We start from the raw sequence: 14,739 nt of genomic DNA on the forward strand, positions 1-14,739 counted from the left end.
CACCATCGTCACTAACGTCAACACGGAGAGTTCAACCATGTCGCTTCCCTCTGCTGAACGTCGCAGCGCCTTCCGCTCGCTGGTCGAAAGCCGGCAAGCGTTGCTCGTGCCCGGCGCCTTCAACGCGCTGAGTGCGCGCGTTGTTGCCGATACCGGCTTCGGTGCGCTGTATATCACCGGTGCCGGCGTGACCAACATGTTTTTCGGGCTTCCGGATCTCGGGTTTATCGGCCTGAACGAAATGGCCGACCATACCGCGCGTATTCGCGACGCGGTGGACTTGCCTCTCATCGTCGATGCCGATACCGGCTACGGCAACGCGCTCAACGTGCGTCATGCGGTTCGCACCCTGGAACGCGCGGGTGCCGACGCCATCCAGCTCGAAGACCAGGTGAGCCCCAAGAAGTGCGGGCATTTCGCCGGCAAGGCGGTGATATCGACGAGCGAGATGGTCGGCAAACTGCACGCTGCCGTCGATGCCCGCGAGGACCCCAATCTGCTGATCGTTGCCCGCACCGATGCCTGCGCGACCGATGGATTCGATGCCGCTATCGAACGCGGCCATCGCTTCGCTGAAGCTGGCGCGGATGTGCTTTTCATCGAGGCAGTTGAAACAATCGAGGAGATCCAGCGCCTGCCCGCGATGTTCAATGCGCCTCAGCTCATCAACATTGTGATCGGCGGCAAGACGCCGACGCTTCCGCAATCCCGGCTGGCGGAGCTTGGCTTCGGGATCGCGCTATACGCAAACGCATCGCTACAGAGCGCCGTACGCGGCATGCAGCGGGCTTTGGGGGTACTGAAGGCCCAAGGGAAGCTGGACGAAGATCCGGACCTCGTGGTGCCGTTCAGCGAGCGCCAGCGCCTGGTCGACAAACCCTTTTATGACCAGCTCGACAAAAAATACGCCGCACACGATGACTGAGCCGGTTTCACCGCATAACAAACAAAACAGACAAAAGGAGACTGCCTATGAGCGCCCCTCGAATGGAAGGACCCGCGGCTCGGCCGCCGCTGTTGAGATCCATTGCAGGGGGCCTCGCCGGTAACCTGATCGAGTGGTACGACTTTCTCGCGTACAGCATCTTTTCGATCTACTTCGCCAAAGCATTTTTTCCCAGCGACAACGCCACGGTCCAGTTGATGAACGCGGCGGCCATCGCGGCAGTGGGGTATGTGGCGCGTCCGCTCGGCAGCTGGTTGATCGGGTTGTATGCGGACCGTCGCGGCCGCAAGTCGGCGCTGACCTGGTCGGTATCGGTCATGTGCATGGGTTCGCTGATCATTGCCGTTACGCCGGGCTACGCGACTATCGGCGCTTTCGCCCCCGCTATCCTGATCGTTGCGCGGCTGTTGCAAGGCTTGAGCATGGGCGGCGAATACGGCACGAGCGCGACTTATCTCAGCGAGATCGCGCCCGCGAACCGTCGGGGCTTTTACCTTGGGTTCCTGCAGGTCAGCGTGGTGGCGGGTCAGTTGCTCGCGCTCGGTCTGCTGCTGGTCATGCAGCACCTGCTGTTCACCTCCGGGCAGATCGACCGGTGGGCGTGGCGAATACCGTTTGTGATTGGCGGCATGCTTGCATTGTTTGCGCTCTACATGCGCCGCAATGTGATGGAGAGCGAGGCATTCCAGCACAGCGGGACGCGCCATGGGCCACCCATCAGCCGGGAAATGCTGCTGCACTGGCGACAGCTTCTATTGGCTGTCGGGATTACCGTGGGCGGGACGGTGGGGTTCTATACCTACACCGTCTATATGCAGAAGTTCCTTGTGAATACCGTTGGGCTCGGCAAGGAAACAGCGACACTGGTTTCCGCTTTGGCGCTGTTGTTGTACATGCCGTTGCAGCCGCTCTTTGGCCTCGCCTCCGACATCCTGGGACGCCGGCCGGTCCTGATCTTTTTCGGGCTGAGTTGTACTTTGTTTTCCGTCCCCATTTTCAATGCGCTTGCCAGCACGCACGATCCCCTGGTTGCATTTGTCTTGTCGTTTTGCGGGCTCTTCATGCTGAGCGGTTTTACGTCGGTTCACATGCTGGCCAAGACCGAATTGTTTCCGGTGCGCATCCGGGCGCTGGCGGTGGGGCTGCCCTATGCACTGACCACGGCCATCCTGGGCGGCACCACGGAATTCGTCGCGCTGAAGTTCAAGTCGATCGGGCACGAGCAGTATTTTTACTGGTACGTGTCGGCGTGGTCCGCTATTTCGCTGCTCGTCTATTTGAAAATGCCGGAGACGAATGGGCGCAGCGCGAGACTTAAGCTTCAGGAGACGATCGAGTGACAAGGGCGGCCGGGAGAAGCGGGCGATGCCGTTGATGAGCCGCGTTGTCGTGCCCCTTTTTCCCGGTCCGCGCTCCCTTGTGCATTCGCTGGAACCGTGTCAATCTATTTCCCGTTCGCCGCGCGGCGTCTGCATTGAAAAATCGATTCCCAGCGACTTCCGCCGAAGCCTGTCGAAGCCCGCAACCCGGCGAACCGTGTCACGCGAACCGTCCGTCCCCAAGCTCTATATAAGAATAAAAAAAGCGCCGCCGGACGAGGTCGCCGTTTCATTGAGGTGCTTCATTAATAGACGGAGTCAACCATGTCTATTGTTGCCATTGATGGTGTTCGCTGGACCAATGATCGCGTCACTCATGTACGTTGGGGCAGCATCGATGAATTGACGGCCAGCTGGACGTCAGCGCCCAAAGTAGTCGATGTGGACCATGTTGTAAAAGTCCTGGAAAAAGGGGAGACGGTGCGCACGGTGTTCAAGCTCGGGGGGCGAAGCTATCTGGGTCCTCAGGTCAGCTCGATCCCTTACGCTAACGGCCACATCGGCATTGAGACCTCTTTCGAAGAGGGCCGGATTGAAAAGACGCTGGAAGATCTGCCAGCTGTTTAGTCGATTCAACTGACTTCGTTTTACTCTTCCGCGATAGTGGACACGCTTGGGGCGGGGCGATTGCGTCGCCCAAGCTTGTCCGTTGCAATCATTCGTCCAGGAACGATTGCTCCAGCTCGTCGGAATAAACCTCCGCAAGCAGCGCGCGCAGCTTCGACGCCCTGGCCGCGCCATAGGCGTTTTCGAAACGCATTTGCGCTTCATTCCAAAGGGCTTTCGATTCCGCCAGCTTCTTTTTTCCTGCCGGCGTCAGGGCAACGCGGCGCCCGCGTTTATCCGTTTCATCGGGAAGCGATTCGACAAAGCCGTCGCGCTCAAGCGGCTTCAGATTGTGTGAAAGCGCGGAGCGGTCCAGCACCATGTCTTTGGCCAGGTCGCTCATGTTCGGAGCGCCTGCCCGATCGATATGCGCGAGCGTTGAATGCTGCGACAGCTTGAGGCCGCAAGGGGCGAGCACGGTGTCGTAAAGCTGGGAGAGCCTGCGCGTGGCTTTACGCAGCGCGGCGCCGTTACATACCGAGACCGCGGCGGACGAGTGCTGCTTGTTCGAAGTGTTCATGGCTCGCGTGAAAATGGCTGTTCGAAAGATCGTCCGGAGATCTTAGTCTATGGACACATCCAGGCGCATGGCAGATTGCCGATCCTGATGAGGCGCCGTTTCCTCGGCGCTGATCAGCAGCCAGCACGACACGCTCGCCACGAATGCAACGGCCGCCGCCGCAAACAGCACACCTTCATACCCGTACCCAAGACTGGCCCGCGCGATTGATCCAAGCCCCTGGTGCGATGAAATCAGCGACGCTGCAGACGCCAGATTCCCGTTCGCAATCGAACGGGTAATCTCGAGCTTGTCGTGGCCGCCGAGTGCGGGCAGTTCTCTCTCAATGCTCGCCTGGATCCGATAAAACAATAGCGCGCCCAGCGCCGCGAACCCCACCACAATGCCGCTGAACCGCATGGTTCCGGATACCCCGGACGCCATCCCCGCCCGTTCCACGGGAATCACGGTCATGCTGACCTTGGCGATCTGTCCGTTGAGAATCCCGGCGCCGGTGGAGGCGATCAGCATGGGGGCGAAGATCGCGCTATAGCTGAATGCCTGGATCTGCAGCGCGGTTCCGGACAAGCCAACTGCGACCAGCAACAGGCCGCACACAAGCAGCATGCGTCCCGACATCCGATGATCAAGGTACACGGACACAATGCGCGGCACCCCGAACAAGGGCACGGCGAGCGGCAGCATCAGCAGGCCGGCATTGAGCGGAGAATAACCGAGCGCGCCTTGGAAAAAGAAGGGCAGATAGGTCAGCATGGTCAGGAACGCGACCGCGTACGACACGCCGGCGAGATTCGCGCCGAGATAGGTCCGCTTGATGAAATAACCAAGCTCGACCATGGGCCGCGCCTGCCCGAGTTCGACGATCACGAACGCTATCAGGAAAATGACCGAGCCCGCCAGCCGCGCTCTGACGGACGTGCTCAGCCATCCCTCACGATTGCCTGAGATCAACGCCCAGGTCAGCAGTCCGAGAAATGCGCTGAACGTCATGACGCCCCGGACGTCAATGGCGAGCGCATGCGGATCCCTGGATTCATCGACTACGAAATACGTCAGCGCGATCATGATTGCGCCAACCGGCAGGTTCACATAGAAAGCCCACTGCCAGCCCAGCGACTGCGTGATCAATCCGCCGGCCACGGGGCCGAGCATGATGGCCACGCCGATCACCGAGCCCCAGAACGCAAACGCCTTGGCGCGTTCCTTCCCCTGAAATCCATGTGCGAGAACGGCGAGTGCCGCGCTAAGCTGCAACGCGGCGCCTACGCCTTGCAATGCGCGAGCGCTGTTCAGGACAACCGTTGACGTAGCCGCGCCGCAGATGAAAGACGCGGTGGTGAAGACGAACAAGCCAATGATCAGCAAGCGCTTTCTGCCGAAGCGGTCGGCGAGCGCGCCGGCAGGCATGACCAACGTTGCAAACGCCAGCGTGTACGCCGAGATCACCCATTCAATCCCGGCGAAATCCGCATGCAGCGAACGCGCGATCGAGGAGAGCGACACCGCGACAATATTGGCGTCCAGGTTGATCATGAATGACGGTACCGACACGCATAACAACAACAGAAACCTTTTCTGCATAACTTTGCCTTGACGGGATAAGCGGCCGCGGACCGGGGCGCATCGATAGTTGCAGGTACATTCAATATAGTTGCATATGCCAATATATTATCTTGTGCAGAAATTTAGGCAAGCAAATTCTGTTGCGTGCCTATGCGCGGTAAGAACTCGCCCTGGCGGAAATGAAGACGCACGGAAACCCGTGCGCTGGTGTTCTGGAGCAAAGAGGAGGCTTGTGGGCAGCTTTCAGGCAGAGCCCGACGGGGCTCTACAGGGCGAGTTTGTAACCCTCGTGGCTGGCCTTGAAGCCGAGGTTTTCATAGAACCGGTGTGCGTCGGTGCGGCTCTTGTCGGTGGTGAGCTGGACGAGACTACACCCTCGCGACTTACACTCGGAGATCGCCCATTCGAACATCTTGTGGCCTAGCCCGGAGTCACGCCTATGCGCGGTAATTCGAACTGCCTCGATCTGCCCCCTCCACGAACCCATGCGTGCAATGCCGGGGATGAACGAAAGTTGCAGTGTGCCGATTATCTCGTTGCCGTCGGCGACCACCACCAGCCGTTGGTTCGCATCGGCTTCTATAGCCTGGAACGCATCGATATAACGTTGATCAAGCGGCGTGCCGGTGTTTTCTCTCTTGCTCCCCAGTTCGTCGTCGGCCAACAAGGCGACGATTGCAGGGATATCGGCCAGGAGAGCGGTCCGGAAAACAAGGTGGTCCATGCTGGAACCTCAGAGCGGTGGCGGTAAAGGATACAAACCGGGGTTGCTCGACGAACCACACTATTCCTCGTCGCGCAGAAGTGTGCGCAGCATGCGCTCGGGATTGGCCAGGAACGACCGCATGACCTGGAAGTGTTCAGTCTCTTCGTAGCTGACGCGCGTTACGCCTTCCGCGGTGAATTCATAGATCCACGCGTCCGGATACGCCATCAGAATAGGCGAGTGAGTGGCAATGATGAACTGGGAATCGTCGCGGGCCAGGTCGTGAAACCGGGCAAGTGCGGTGAGTTGACGTTGTGGCGATAACGCGGCCTCAGGTTCATCGAGGAGGTAAAGACCCTTGCCGCCGAAGCGATTCATCAACAGCGCCAAAAATGACTCACCATGCGAGCGCTCGTGCAGTGAATTTCCGCCGTAGGAGTCAATGACGGGAGGACCGAACGAGGGTTCCGCATCGAGCTTCTCGATCTCGGTGGCCACGTTGAAGAAGCTTTCCGCGCGCAGAAAGAACCCATCCTTCGGATGTTTTACTCCCTTGGCTATGCGGAGGTATTCGTCAAGCACCGAGTGCGAGGCTCGGGTCCCGAAGTTGAAGTTCTTCGTGCCGCCCTCCGGGTTGAATCCCATGGAGACAGCAATAGCTTCCAGGAGCGTGGATTTCCCCGAGCCGTTTTCACCGACGAAGAAAGTCATCTTTGGATGCAGTTCCAGCGTCTCCAGTGATCGGACAGCCGGCAACGAGAACGGATAACGATCGAATGATTCGACCTTGTCTCGCTGCAAAGTGATCCGGCTGATGTACTGGGTAGAGATCATGACGTAAGGGTTTTGACGAAGCACTATCTTAACCCGGTGGAACATCGCGAAATGAAATGAGCGGGTACCCACATGACGTCCCTCAATTACAATGCTGAAAATTTTTCGTGCCGCCTGACCATAATCCCGGCATCCCCACAAGCGAGGTCTTCATGATCGTCAAACCACGCGTGCGCGGTTTTATCTGCGTGACTACTCATCCCGTCGGCTGCGAAGCCAATGTCGAAAAACAAATCGGCTATGTGACGGCACAAGGCCCCATTGCTGCGGGACCGAAGAAAGTCCTGGTGATCGGCGCGTCGACCGGGTACGGGCTCGCGGCCCGGATCACGGCGGCATTTGGTTGCGGCGCCGAGACCCTTGGTGTCTTCTTCGAACGCGCCGGTGAAGACAGTAAGCCCGGTACGCCCGGCTGGTACAACACCGCGGCTTTCACCCAATTCGCGACCGCGAAGGGGCTCTATGCAAAGAGCATCAACGGCGACGCTTTTTCCGACGAGGTCAAGCAGAAGACCATCGATGTCATCAAGCGAGACCTTGGACAGGTCGATCAGGTCGTGTATAGCCTCGCGTCACCAAGAAGGACTCACCCGAAGACGGGAGAGGTGTTCAGTTCGACGCTGAAACCGGTCGGCAAGGCCGTCACGTTGCGCGGCCTTGACACTGACAAGGAGGTCATCAAGGAAAGCATCCTGGAGCCGGCCACGCAAAGCGAAATTGATAACACCGTGGCCGTGATGGGCGGTGAAGACTGGCAGATGTGGATCGACGCACTACTCGCTGCGGGCGTTCTGGCGGAGGGAGCGAAGACCACGGCGTTCACCTACCTGGGCGAGAAGATAACTCACGACATCTATTGGAACGGCTCCATAGGCGCGGCGAAAAAGGATCTGGATCAAAAGGTCCTGGCAATTCGCGAGAGCCTCTCGAGTCACGGTGGCGACGCACGCGTCTCGGTATTGAAAGCAGTTGTGACACAGGCGAGCTCGGCCATTCCCATGATGCCGTTGTACTTGTCGCTGTTATTCAAGGTCATGAAGGAGGAGGGCACGCACGAAGGCTGCATCGAGCAGGTCTATGGCCTCTATAAAGACAGCCTGTATGGCGCGTCGCCGTGCATGGATCAAGAGGGCCGGTTGCGTGCGGACTACAAGGAACTCAGTCCGCAAGTTCAGGCCCGGGTGCAGGAACTATGGAGTCAGGTCACGAACGACAATCTTTACGAGCTCACCGATTTCGCCGGCTACAAGAGCGAATTCCTGCGGCTGTTCGGGTTCGAAATCGACGGCGTGAACTATGAAGCCGACGTTAATCTCAAGGTGGACATTCCAGGCATGGTCCAGGATTGAATCCACATGCGCCGGCCCGATTTTATCGAGGCCGGCGCGACCTCAAAGCGCTCGCGTCACCCTTCCACGCGCCAGCCGAGTCCCAGGCTTTTCTGCAACGACACGAAATCCTTCAGCAATTCAGCTTGCGCGGCGACCACGTTTTGCTGCGCGATGAACTGAGTGCGTTGAGTATCGATCAGGTCGATCAGGCTTGATGTTCCGGCGACATACCGCTGACGCATCAACGTGGCTGAGCGGTCCGCCGACGCTTGCACTTGCTGCAGCGTAGCCAGATGTTCGCGCTGATACCCGTAACGCGACAACGAAGTGTTCGCGTCCTGCAACGCGGCAAGCACCGTATGCGCGTATTTCGCATCGGCCTCGTCGCGCGACGCTTCGGCGCCGCGAACGCTCGAGAGCGTGCGGCCGAAGTCCAGCACGTTCCACTGCAGATAAGGCGCGCCGATCCAGCTGAAGTTGTTCTTGCGGACCAGGTGGCCGGGATTGGCAGCGGTATAGCCGAGGTCGCCGAACAAGGTCACCTTCGGGAAGAAGTCGGCCTTATGCTCGCCGATCTGGGCGTTGCTGGACGCAAGGCGCCGTTCGGCCGCGCGAATATCGGGCCGCTGCTGCAGCATTGATGCAGGGTCACCTATAGCCACGGACGCCGGCAGGGCCGGCAGGGGGCCCAACGCGGACAACTCCTGATCGAGCGCGCCTGGAGCCTGGCCCGTCAACACGGCAAGCTGATCTAGCGACTCGGCAACCTGCGCGTCGAGCGGCGAAAATGTCGAGCGGGTGTTCTCGACTTGCGTGGTCAGGCGCTCCACGTCGACGTCGGCCGCTGTGCCGTGCGCGCGGCGCTGCTGGGTCAGCGTGAGCATCTGTTGCTCGAGTTCCGCAGAACGCTTTGCCAGCGTCAGACGCTGCTGCTCGTCACGCAGGCCGACATACGCTTGCGCGACTTCCGCCGCGAGCGACACTTGTATGTCGGCGAGGTCGGCGTCGACCGCATCCGCTTCCGCCGTGGCCGCTTCCACCGCGCGCCGCGTGCCGCCGAACAGATCGATTTCCCACGATGCATCGAAGCCCGCGGTATAGAGCTGCAGCGGTCCTCCTCCGGACGAAGACGAGCCACCCTGGGACGATGACAGCGAACTCAGGTTCGGCTCGCGCATGCGCAACGCGGCGGCGTCGAAAGAAGCGGTCGGCATGCCGTTCGCTTTCTGGTGCTGCAACTGCGCGCGCGCTTCGCGCAGACGCGCTTGCGCCGCGTGAACGTCCGGGTTATGGGCGAGCGCGGCGTCGATCAGCGTGTTCAGTTGGGGATCGTCGAGCGCGAGCCACCATTGACTCGGCGCACGGGTTGAGACCATGCCGGCCGCGGGCGTGCGCACGAAGTTGGCGGCATGCGCCGCGTCGGGCGCGACCTGCGGCGCACCGGCATAGTCGGGGCCGACAGTACAGGCCGAGAGGGCGCAGACCGACGCCAGCAGCGTAAGAAGCGGTGTAAGAGACAGAGGAGCAGTAGGGCGAGCGAACATCGTGGATAGTGTCTTTGCCGTCAATGGCCGGCGGACGTCGAAACGGGGCCGCGTGGAGTCTTCAGGAGGAGCGCGAGCGGCACGCAGGCAAGCAGCGCGAGACCGAGCAGATAGAACGTTTCAGAGTACGTCATGACGGTGGCCTGCATCTGGATCTGTGCCGCGATCTGGCCGAGCGCACGCATTTTGGCGTAGGCCATGTCGCCGGTTTGTGCGAACCAGTTCGCGGCGCTCGATGCCACCCGCTCCTGCCCTATCAGCGAATTGGCCGTCAGCGATTCGCGGATCATCGCGTTATGGAAGGTGGTGCGCCGGTCGATCACGGTCCCGATGATCGCGAGGCCGACCGAGCCGCCGAGATTGCGGGCCATGTTGTAGAGACCGGCGGCGTCGCCGGAGTCTTCGCGTGAGACCGCTGCCATTGACGCCTGGTTCAACGGCATCAGCGCGAGGATTTGCGCGAAGCCGCGTACTAGCTGGGACCAGAAGAAGTCGTGCCCGACACTCTGCGCGGTCAGGCCGATATCCAGCATGCAGCTCAGCGCGAACAACAACAGTCCGCTGATCACCAGCATTCGAAAGTCAAGCTTGCCGAGAATGCGCGGCAGGATCGGCATGATCAGGAAGGCCGGCACGCCCGATATCAGCATGATGGCGCCCGACTGCTGCGCGTTGTATCCGGACACCAGGCCGAGGAACTGGGGCAGCAGGTACGACACGCCATAGAGCGCCGCGCCGACTGCAAACACAATGACAATGACGCTTGCATAACGCGGGTTGCGCATCAGGCTCAGACGCATGATCGGCCGTTGCGCGGTGAGTTGCGAAATGGCGATCAGAACCATGCCGGCCAGCGAGATGCAGGTGAGCGACACGATCATGCTGGACTCGAACCAGCGTTCGCGCTGGCCTTCTTCCAGTACCACGGTCAACGAACTCAGGCCGATCGCAAGGCCGACAATGCCGATCCAGTCAGCCTTGAAAAACGTGCTCCATTGCGGCCGGTCCGACGGCAGCCCGACGATCAGCAAGGTGATCAGCGCAATACATACGGGCAGGTTGATAAAGAAGCACCAGCTCCAGCTGATGTTTTCCGCCAGCCATCCGCCAACCACAGGCCCCAGCAGCGGACCGAGCAACACGATCAGGCCGAACATGGTCATGCCAACGGGCATTTGCGAGCGCGGCAGGCGGGTCCGGATGATGGTCTGCGCAGTCGGAATCATTGCGCCGCCCGCGAAGCCCTGGCCAATGCGCCCGGCGATCATCATGGGCAAGCTGTGCGACCATCCGCACATCATGGAGAACGCGATGAACAGCGTGGCATTGGCGAGCAGGAAGTTACGCAAGCCGAACACGCGCGTGAGCCATGCCGCGAGCGGGATCATCACGATCTCGGACATCAGGTAGCCGGTCGAGATCCATGTACCCTCGGTGCCGGTTGCGCCAATCTCGCCCTGGATTTGCGGCAAGGCCGAGTTGGTGATCGAGATATCCAGCGTGGCCATCAGCGCGCCCAGCGAGCCGGCTGCAACGGCGAGCCAGTCCGTCGCACTCGCGCGTTCCGCTTCCGGTGCGGGCGCCGCAGGCGAGGAAGCGGCTGTCGTGGTCACATCAGCCATGGTCGTTCTCGGCCTTGATGCGCTCGTCGCCTTCACGCGATGAGCGGGTATCGACATCGGCCGTCACCGACAAACCGGGCAGCAGCACGCTGCGTGTTTCCGGTCCTGTCTCAATGCGGATGCGCACAGGAATTCGCTGGACGATCTTGGTGAAATTGCCGGTGGCGTTTTCAGGCGGCAGCAGCGCGAACTGAGCGCCGGTGCCGGGGGCAAAACTGTCCACCACGCCGTGCAGGTCCGTACCGGGCAGTGCATCCACATGCAGGATCACGGGTTGGCCGACGCGCATGTGGCCAACCTGCGTTTCCTTGAAGTTGGCGGTCAGATAGGTGCTTTGCACCGGTACGACCGACAGCATCCGCGTGCCCGGCTGCACGTACTGACCGACGCGTACCGAGCGGTCGCCGACCTTGCCGGCCAGTGCGCTGCGCACGACGGTGTCCTGCAGGTCGAGGTGCGCTTGCCGCGCGCTGGCCTCTGCCGCCTCGAGTTGGGCACGTGCCTGGGCGATCTGCGCGGTGAAGGCCGCGATCTGTGTCTCCGCGGCATTGACCGCGGCAGTGTTGGCTGTCAGCGTTGCCAGTGCCTGGTCGCGCGTGCTGGTCAACTCGGACAGCCGTTCGCTGGTTTCGGCGCCGGTGGCGGCAAGCGGTGCGTAGCGCTGGACTTCATCGCGGGCATGCTGGGCGCTTACGCGAGCGACTTGCTGCTGCGCTTTGGCCTGTTCAATGGTGGCGTGCTGCTGGAGGATGTCGGCTTGCGCGCGCTGGATGTCCGCGATGCGTGCGGCAATGGTCGCCTGTGCCTGGTCGAGCGCGACCTGGTACTGGCGGGTGTCCAGCCGGACCAGCGGGTCGCCCGCCTTGACCGTGGCGTTGTCGCCCACGTAGACATCGGTCACGTAGCCGCTGACCTTGGGCGCAACGGTAACGCTGTCGGCTTGCAGATAAGCGTCGTCAGTGCTTTCAATGAAGCGTCCCACTGTCCACCAGCGGGCAAGCCAGACTCCCGCGAGGATCAGCGCAACGATCCCGAGCGCGACGAGGATCAGGCGTTTTCCAGATCGTCGCGCGGGCGAGGCGGTGGAGTCTTGCGGCACTTCGTTCGGAGGCGATCCTGCGGTTGTTGACATCTTTGATCCAAATTATTCCAATCGGAACAATTATTCCAGCCGGTAAAATTGTGTCAAGTGATATATTTGTTTAGTTGAAGGGAGATGCACGAATGAACGACACTAAACGGCTGCGCCGTCCCTCGGCTGGCGGATATGTGCGCGGCGACGAAACAAGGCTGCGAATCATCGAAGCGGCGATCGAGTCGTTTGGCGAGCATGGTTTCGAGGGCGCGTCCACGCGTGACATCGCCGCGCGCGCCGGGGTCAATGCACCCGCGCTGCAGTATTACTTCGAGAATAAAGAGGGGGTGTACCGCGCGTGTGCGGAATATCTCGCCGACTCGTCCTGGATCACGCTTGAACCGGTGGTGAAACATGCTGCGGACGTGTTGAGCAACGACAGTGATATTCCGGTGCTGATCGATGCTTTCATTCGCATTCAGGAAGCGATTGCGGACCGCATGTTCATGAAGGCTTGCGATACGTCCAACCAGCGGCTTTTCTTTACGCGCGAACAGGCGGGGCATGAGCCGTCCATTGCGTCCGAGATCATGATGCGGCGCGTGCGGCAGCCTTTGAACGATGTCGGCTCAAGACTGATTGCGCGCATTACCGGCGCGGAACCCGACGATCAGCTTACGTTGATCCGGATGCTGAGTCTGCACGGACAATTGTTGATGTTCCATGTGGCGCCGCGCACAACGCTTGCAATGCTTGGATGGAAGGAGATAGACACCGAGAAGGGCGATTTGCTCAAGGCTACCGTGCGTACGCAAACGCAGATGCTGCTTGAACAATGGAGCAGGGACGGTTTGGCCAACAAGGGCGAATCCGGCGGAAACAAGAAGCCCGCCGCGAAATCAGCGCCCAGGAAGCGTACTGCCCTCAAGAGTGCAAAGGCCGCCGCAAAAAAGTAACAGGGAAATCCGTGCGTGAGGGTTCCCGTCGTATGACGCCGAGAACCCTCAGCTGTTTTATCGCCGCGCTTCAAAGACGAGATTGAACGGCGTGGCCGTTGCCCGGCGAAATTGCCGGAAGCCTCCTTCCGTGACCACGTCGTGAATCCGCCGCTCGCCGGCTTGCGCACCCAGGCACATGGCGCCCGCTTGCGCTCGCGAAGCCGGTGTACAGATCAGCGTGGACGCCGAGTAAAAGATCCTCCCGACGGGATTCAGGTTTCCTTCGAGCGTGTCGTTGGCAAACGGCTCCACGATCATCCACGCGCCATCGTCGGCCAGGGTTTCAAGCACATGACGCGATGCCCCAAGGGGATCGCCCATGTCGTGAAGGCAGTCGAACATGGTGACGAAGTCGTAGTTATTCCCCGGATAATCGTTGGCCGAAGCAACCTCGAAACTCACGCGGTCGCTTACGCCCGCAGTTGCCGCGGACTCTCTCGCATGCTCGATAGACCCTTCGTGATAGTCGTAGCCCACGAACGTCGACTGCGGATAGGCCTGCGCCATGATGACCGTGGACGCGCCGTGTCCACAACCGATATCGGCCACGCGTGCACCGCTTTTCAGTTTCGCCTCGACGCCGCCAAGCGACGGAATCCAGTTGCTCACGAGATACGCTGCATAGCCCGGACGGAAGAAACGCTCCGTCCCGTGAAAGAGCGAGACGTCGTGCTCATGCCATCCCACGCCCAGTCCGGTCTTGAATGACTTCATCATCTTCGGGATGATCTTGAACTGCGCAACGGCAATCTGGAACGCGCCGGGTATGAACGCCGGGCTGCCTTCCTCGGCGAGCGCAAAGGACTGTTCTTCGCTCAGGCTGAAGCGTTCCGACGCGGGATCGTAGTTGACATAGCCGCTCGCAGCCTGCGCGCTTAGCCACTCGCGAACATAACGCGCGTCCGTTTCAGTTGCCTGCGCAAGTTCTTCCGGAAGTAGCGGCTTGGCGGCGAGCGCCTTATAGAGCCCGAGCTGATCGCCGACGACGACCGTAGCCGCATGCATCACGGCGCCGAGATCGTGGACAAATCCTCCCATGAATGCATCGAGTTTCGACTGGTCGACTGCCATGGTGCGCTCCCTTAAATACGCGGCGTCTCACAAAAGACTGTTCGTCATACTTATTAATATGTCGACGCCGACACGAGAAAATGAGGTTCTGGCCGTTCACCGCCGGGTCATGCGGTACGCGGTGAATCGACCGGCGGGGTGCCCTGGTGGAACAGCGCGCTCAACTGGGCGCGCAGTTCAGGAGAGTCAGTGTGTTTATGGACGGACACGGCGTGCTGGACGGCTGCGTCCAGGAGTTCCTGGTCGGAGTCCGCAGACAGCGCGATGGTGCAGTTCATCTCGCTGGGAAACTCACGACAGTCGATGTATTTGCGGGTCATGACGTCTTCCCCCATTACGTAGTACCGAGTTAATGACGAAGGTGGATCGGATTGGCGCCACGCCTCTTTCGACGAACCAGCGCCTGCGAAAATTATAGGTCGCTGACAAAGGGCTTGCGAACTCATTCGTCGTTATTTCAGCGCACGTAATTCCATTTCTAATTCAATAGTGTAATAATAAGCACACCTTCCATGTAGAGGTGCGCGCGATGGTTCGTCAAGCG

General features: G+C 60.2%; 14 protein-coding genes. 5 read left to right on the top strand and 9 right to left on the bottom strand.

Translation table 11 applies throughout. The annotated features are described in order from the left end of the window. Nucleotides 1-37: 37 nt before the first annotated feature. The 3 genes from AWB69_RS32625 to AWB69_RS32635 all read left to right on the top strand — a co-directional run bounded on the left by AWB69_RS32625 (nt 38) and on the right by AWB69_RS32635 (nt 2,892). Nucleotides 38-925 carry an isocitrate lyase/PEP mutase family protein gene (locus tag AWB69_RS32625; protein ID WP_062090946.1) on the top strand — a complete coding sequence of 296 codons (888 nt, stop codon included), beginning with the start codon at nt 38-40 and terminating at the stop codon, nt 923-925. 47 nt (nt 926-972) lie between these two features. Continuing rightward, nucleotides 973-2,286 (top strand): MFS transporter, encoded by a 1,314-nt coding sequence (locus AWB69_RS32630; RefSeq protein ID WP_062090947.1) that lies wholly within the window; start codon nt 973-975, stop codon nt 2,284-2,286. 303 nt (nt 2,287-2,589) lie between these two features. Further along, the gene (locus tag AWB69_RS32635; RefSeq protein ID WP_062090948.1) at nt 2,590-2,892 is read left to right on the top strand and encodes a hypothetical protein; all 303 of its coding nucleotides are present in this window, start codon (nt 2,590-2,592) and stop codon (nt 2,890-2,892) included. An 88-nt stretch (nt 2,893-2,980) separates the two neighbouring features. Here the strand turns inward: AWB69_RS32635 and AWB69_RS32640 are convergent, their stop codons facing one another. The 4 genes from AWB69_RS32640 to AWB69_RS32655 form a co-directional block, all read right to left on the bottom strand. Next, the gene (locus tag AWB69_RS32640; RefSeq protein ID WP_062090949.1) at nt 2,981-3,451 is read right to left on the bottom strand and encodes a MarR family winged helix-turn-helix transcriptional regulator; all 471 of its coding nucleotides are present in this window, start codon (nt 3,449-3,451) and stop codon (nt 2,981-2,983) included. A 42-nt stretch (nt 3,452-3,493) separates the two neighbouring features. Next, nucleotides 3,494-5,032, bottom strand: coding sequence for an MFS transporter (locus tag AWB69_RS32645; RefSeq protein ID WP_062090950.1), 1,539 nt, complete (start codon nt 5,030-5,032; stop codon nt 3,494-3,496). Nucleotides 5,033-5,279: 247 nt separating this feature from the next. After that, entirely contained in the window at nt 5,280-5,738 is a 459-nt protein-coding gene (locus AWB69_RS32650; RefSeq protein ID WP_062090951.1) for a GNAT family N-acetyltransferase, read from the bottom strand. A 60-nt stretch (nt 5,739-5,798) separates the two neighbouring features. Continuing rightward, complete coding sequence (locus AWB69_RS32655; protein WP_062090964.1) at nt 5,799-6,554, bottom strand: AAA family ATPase; 756 nt, start codon at nt 6,552-6,554, stop codon at nt 5,799-5,801. A 152-nt stretch (nt 6,555-6,706) separates the two neighbouring features. On the opposite strand from AWB69_RS32655, the gene fabV reads away from it, so the two are divergent. Then, nucleotides 6,707-7,903 (top strand): enoyl-ACP reductase FabV, encoded by a 1,197-nt coding sequence (fabV, locus tag AWB69_RS32660; RefSeq protein ID WP_062090952.1) that lies wholly within the window; start codon nt 6,707-6,709, stop codon nt 7,901-7,903. A gap of 56 nt (nt 7,904-7,959) precedes the next feature. Here fabV and AWB69_RS32665 read toward each other — a convergent pair whose 3' ends face one another. Genes AWB69_RS32665 through AWB69_RS32675 form a run of 3 tightly spaced genes read right to left on the bottom strand, consistent with a single transcriptional unit; the run spans nt 7,960 to nt 12,183 of the window. Then, nucleotides 7,960-9,429, bottom strand: a complete 1,470-nt coding sequence (locus AWB69_RS32665; protein ID WP_062090953.1) for an efflux transporter outer membrane subunit — start codon at nt 9,427-9,429, stop codon at nt 7,960-7,962. 20 nt (nt 9,430-9,449) lie between these two features. Beyond that, nucleotides 9,450-11,051, bottom strand: a complete 1,602-nt coding sequence (locus AWB69_RS32670; protein WP_062090954.1) for a DHA2 family efflux MFS transporter permease subunit — start codon at nt 11,049-11,051, stop codon at nt 9,450-9,452. After that, a complete protein-coding gene (locus tag AWB69_RS32675) occupies nt 11,044-12,183 on the bottom strand; it encodes an HlyD family secretion protein (protein WP_062090955.1) in 1,140 nt (379 codons plus the stop codon). The genes AWB69_RS32670 and AWB69_RS32675 overlap by 8 nt, the downstream gene beginning before the upstream one ends. A gap of 92 nt (nt 12,184-12,275) precedes the next feature. Here AWB69_RS32675 and AWB69_RS32680 point away from each other — a divergent pair, with 92 nt between their 5' ends. Next, nucleotides 12,276-13,082: a CerR family C-terminal domain-containing protein gene (locus AWB69_RS32680; RefSeq protein WP_062090956.1), complete on the top strand. Its 807-nt coding sequence runs from the start codon at nt 12,276-12,278 to the stop codon at nt 13,080-13,082. A gap of 57 nt (nt 13,083-13,139) precedes the next feature. On the opposite strand, the gene AWB69_RS32685 is transcribed toward AWB69_RS32680, so the two are convergent. Both AWB69_RS32685 and AWB69_RS32690 read right to left on the bottom strand, forming a co-directional pair. Beyond that, the gene (locus AWB69_RS32685) at nt 13,140-14,195 is read right to left on the bottom strand and encodes a class I SAM-dependent methyltransferase (protein ID WP_062090957.1); all 1,056 of its coding nucleotides are present in this window, start codon (nt 14,193-14,195) and stop codon (nt 13,140-13,142) included. Between the two features lie 107 nt (nt 14,196-14,302). Beyond that, nucleotides 14,303-14,515: a DUF1059 domain-containing protein gene (locus AWB69_RS32690; protein ID WP_062090965.1), complete on the bottom strand. Its 213-nt coding sequence runs from the start codon at nt 14,513-14,515 to the stop codon at nt 14,303-14,305. Nucleotides 14,516-14,739 lie beyond the last annotated feature (224 nt).

It is taken from the genome of Caballeronia udeis, from assembly GCF_001544555.2.
In the GTDB taxonomy this organism is placed as follows: domain Bacteria; phylum Pseudomonadota; class Gammaproteobacteria; order Burkholderiales; family Burkholderiaceae; genus Caballeronia; species Caballeronia udeis.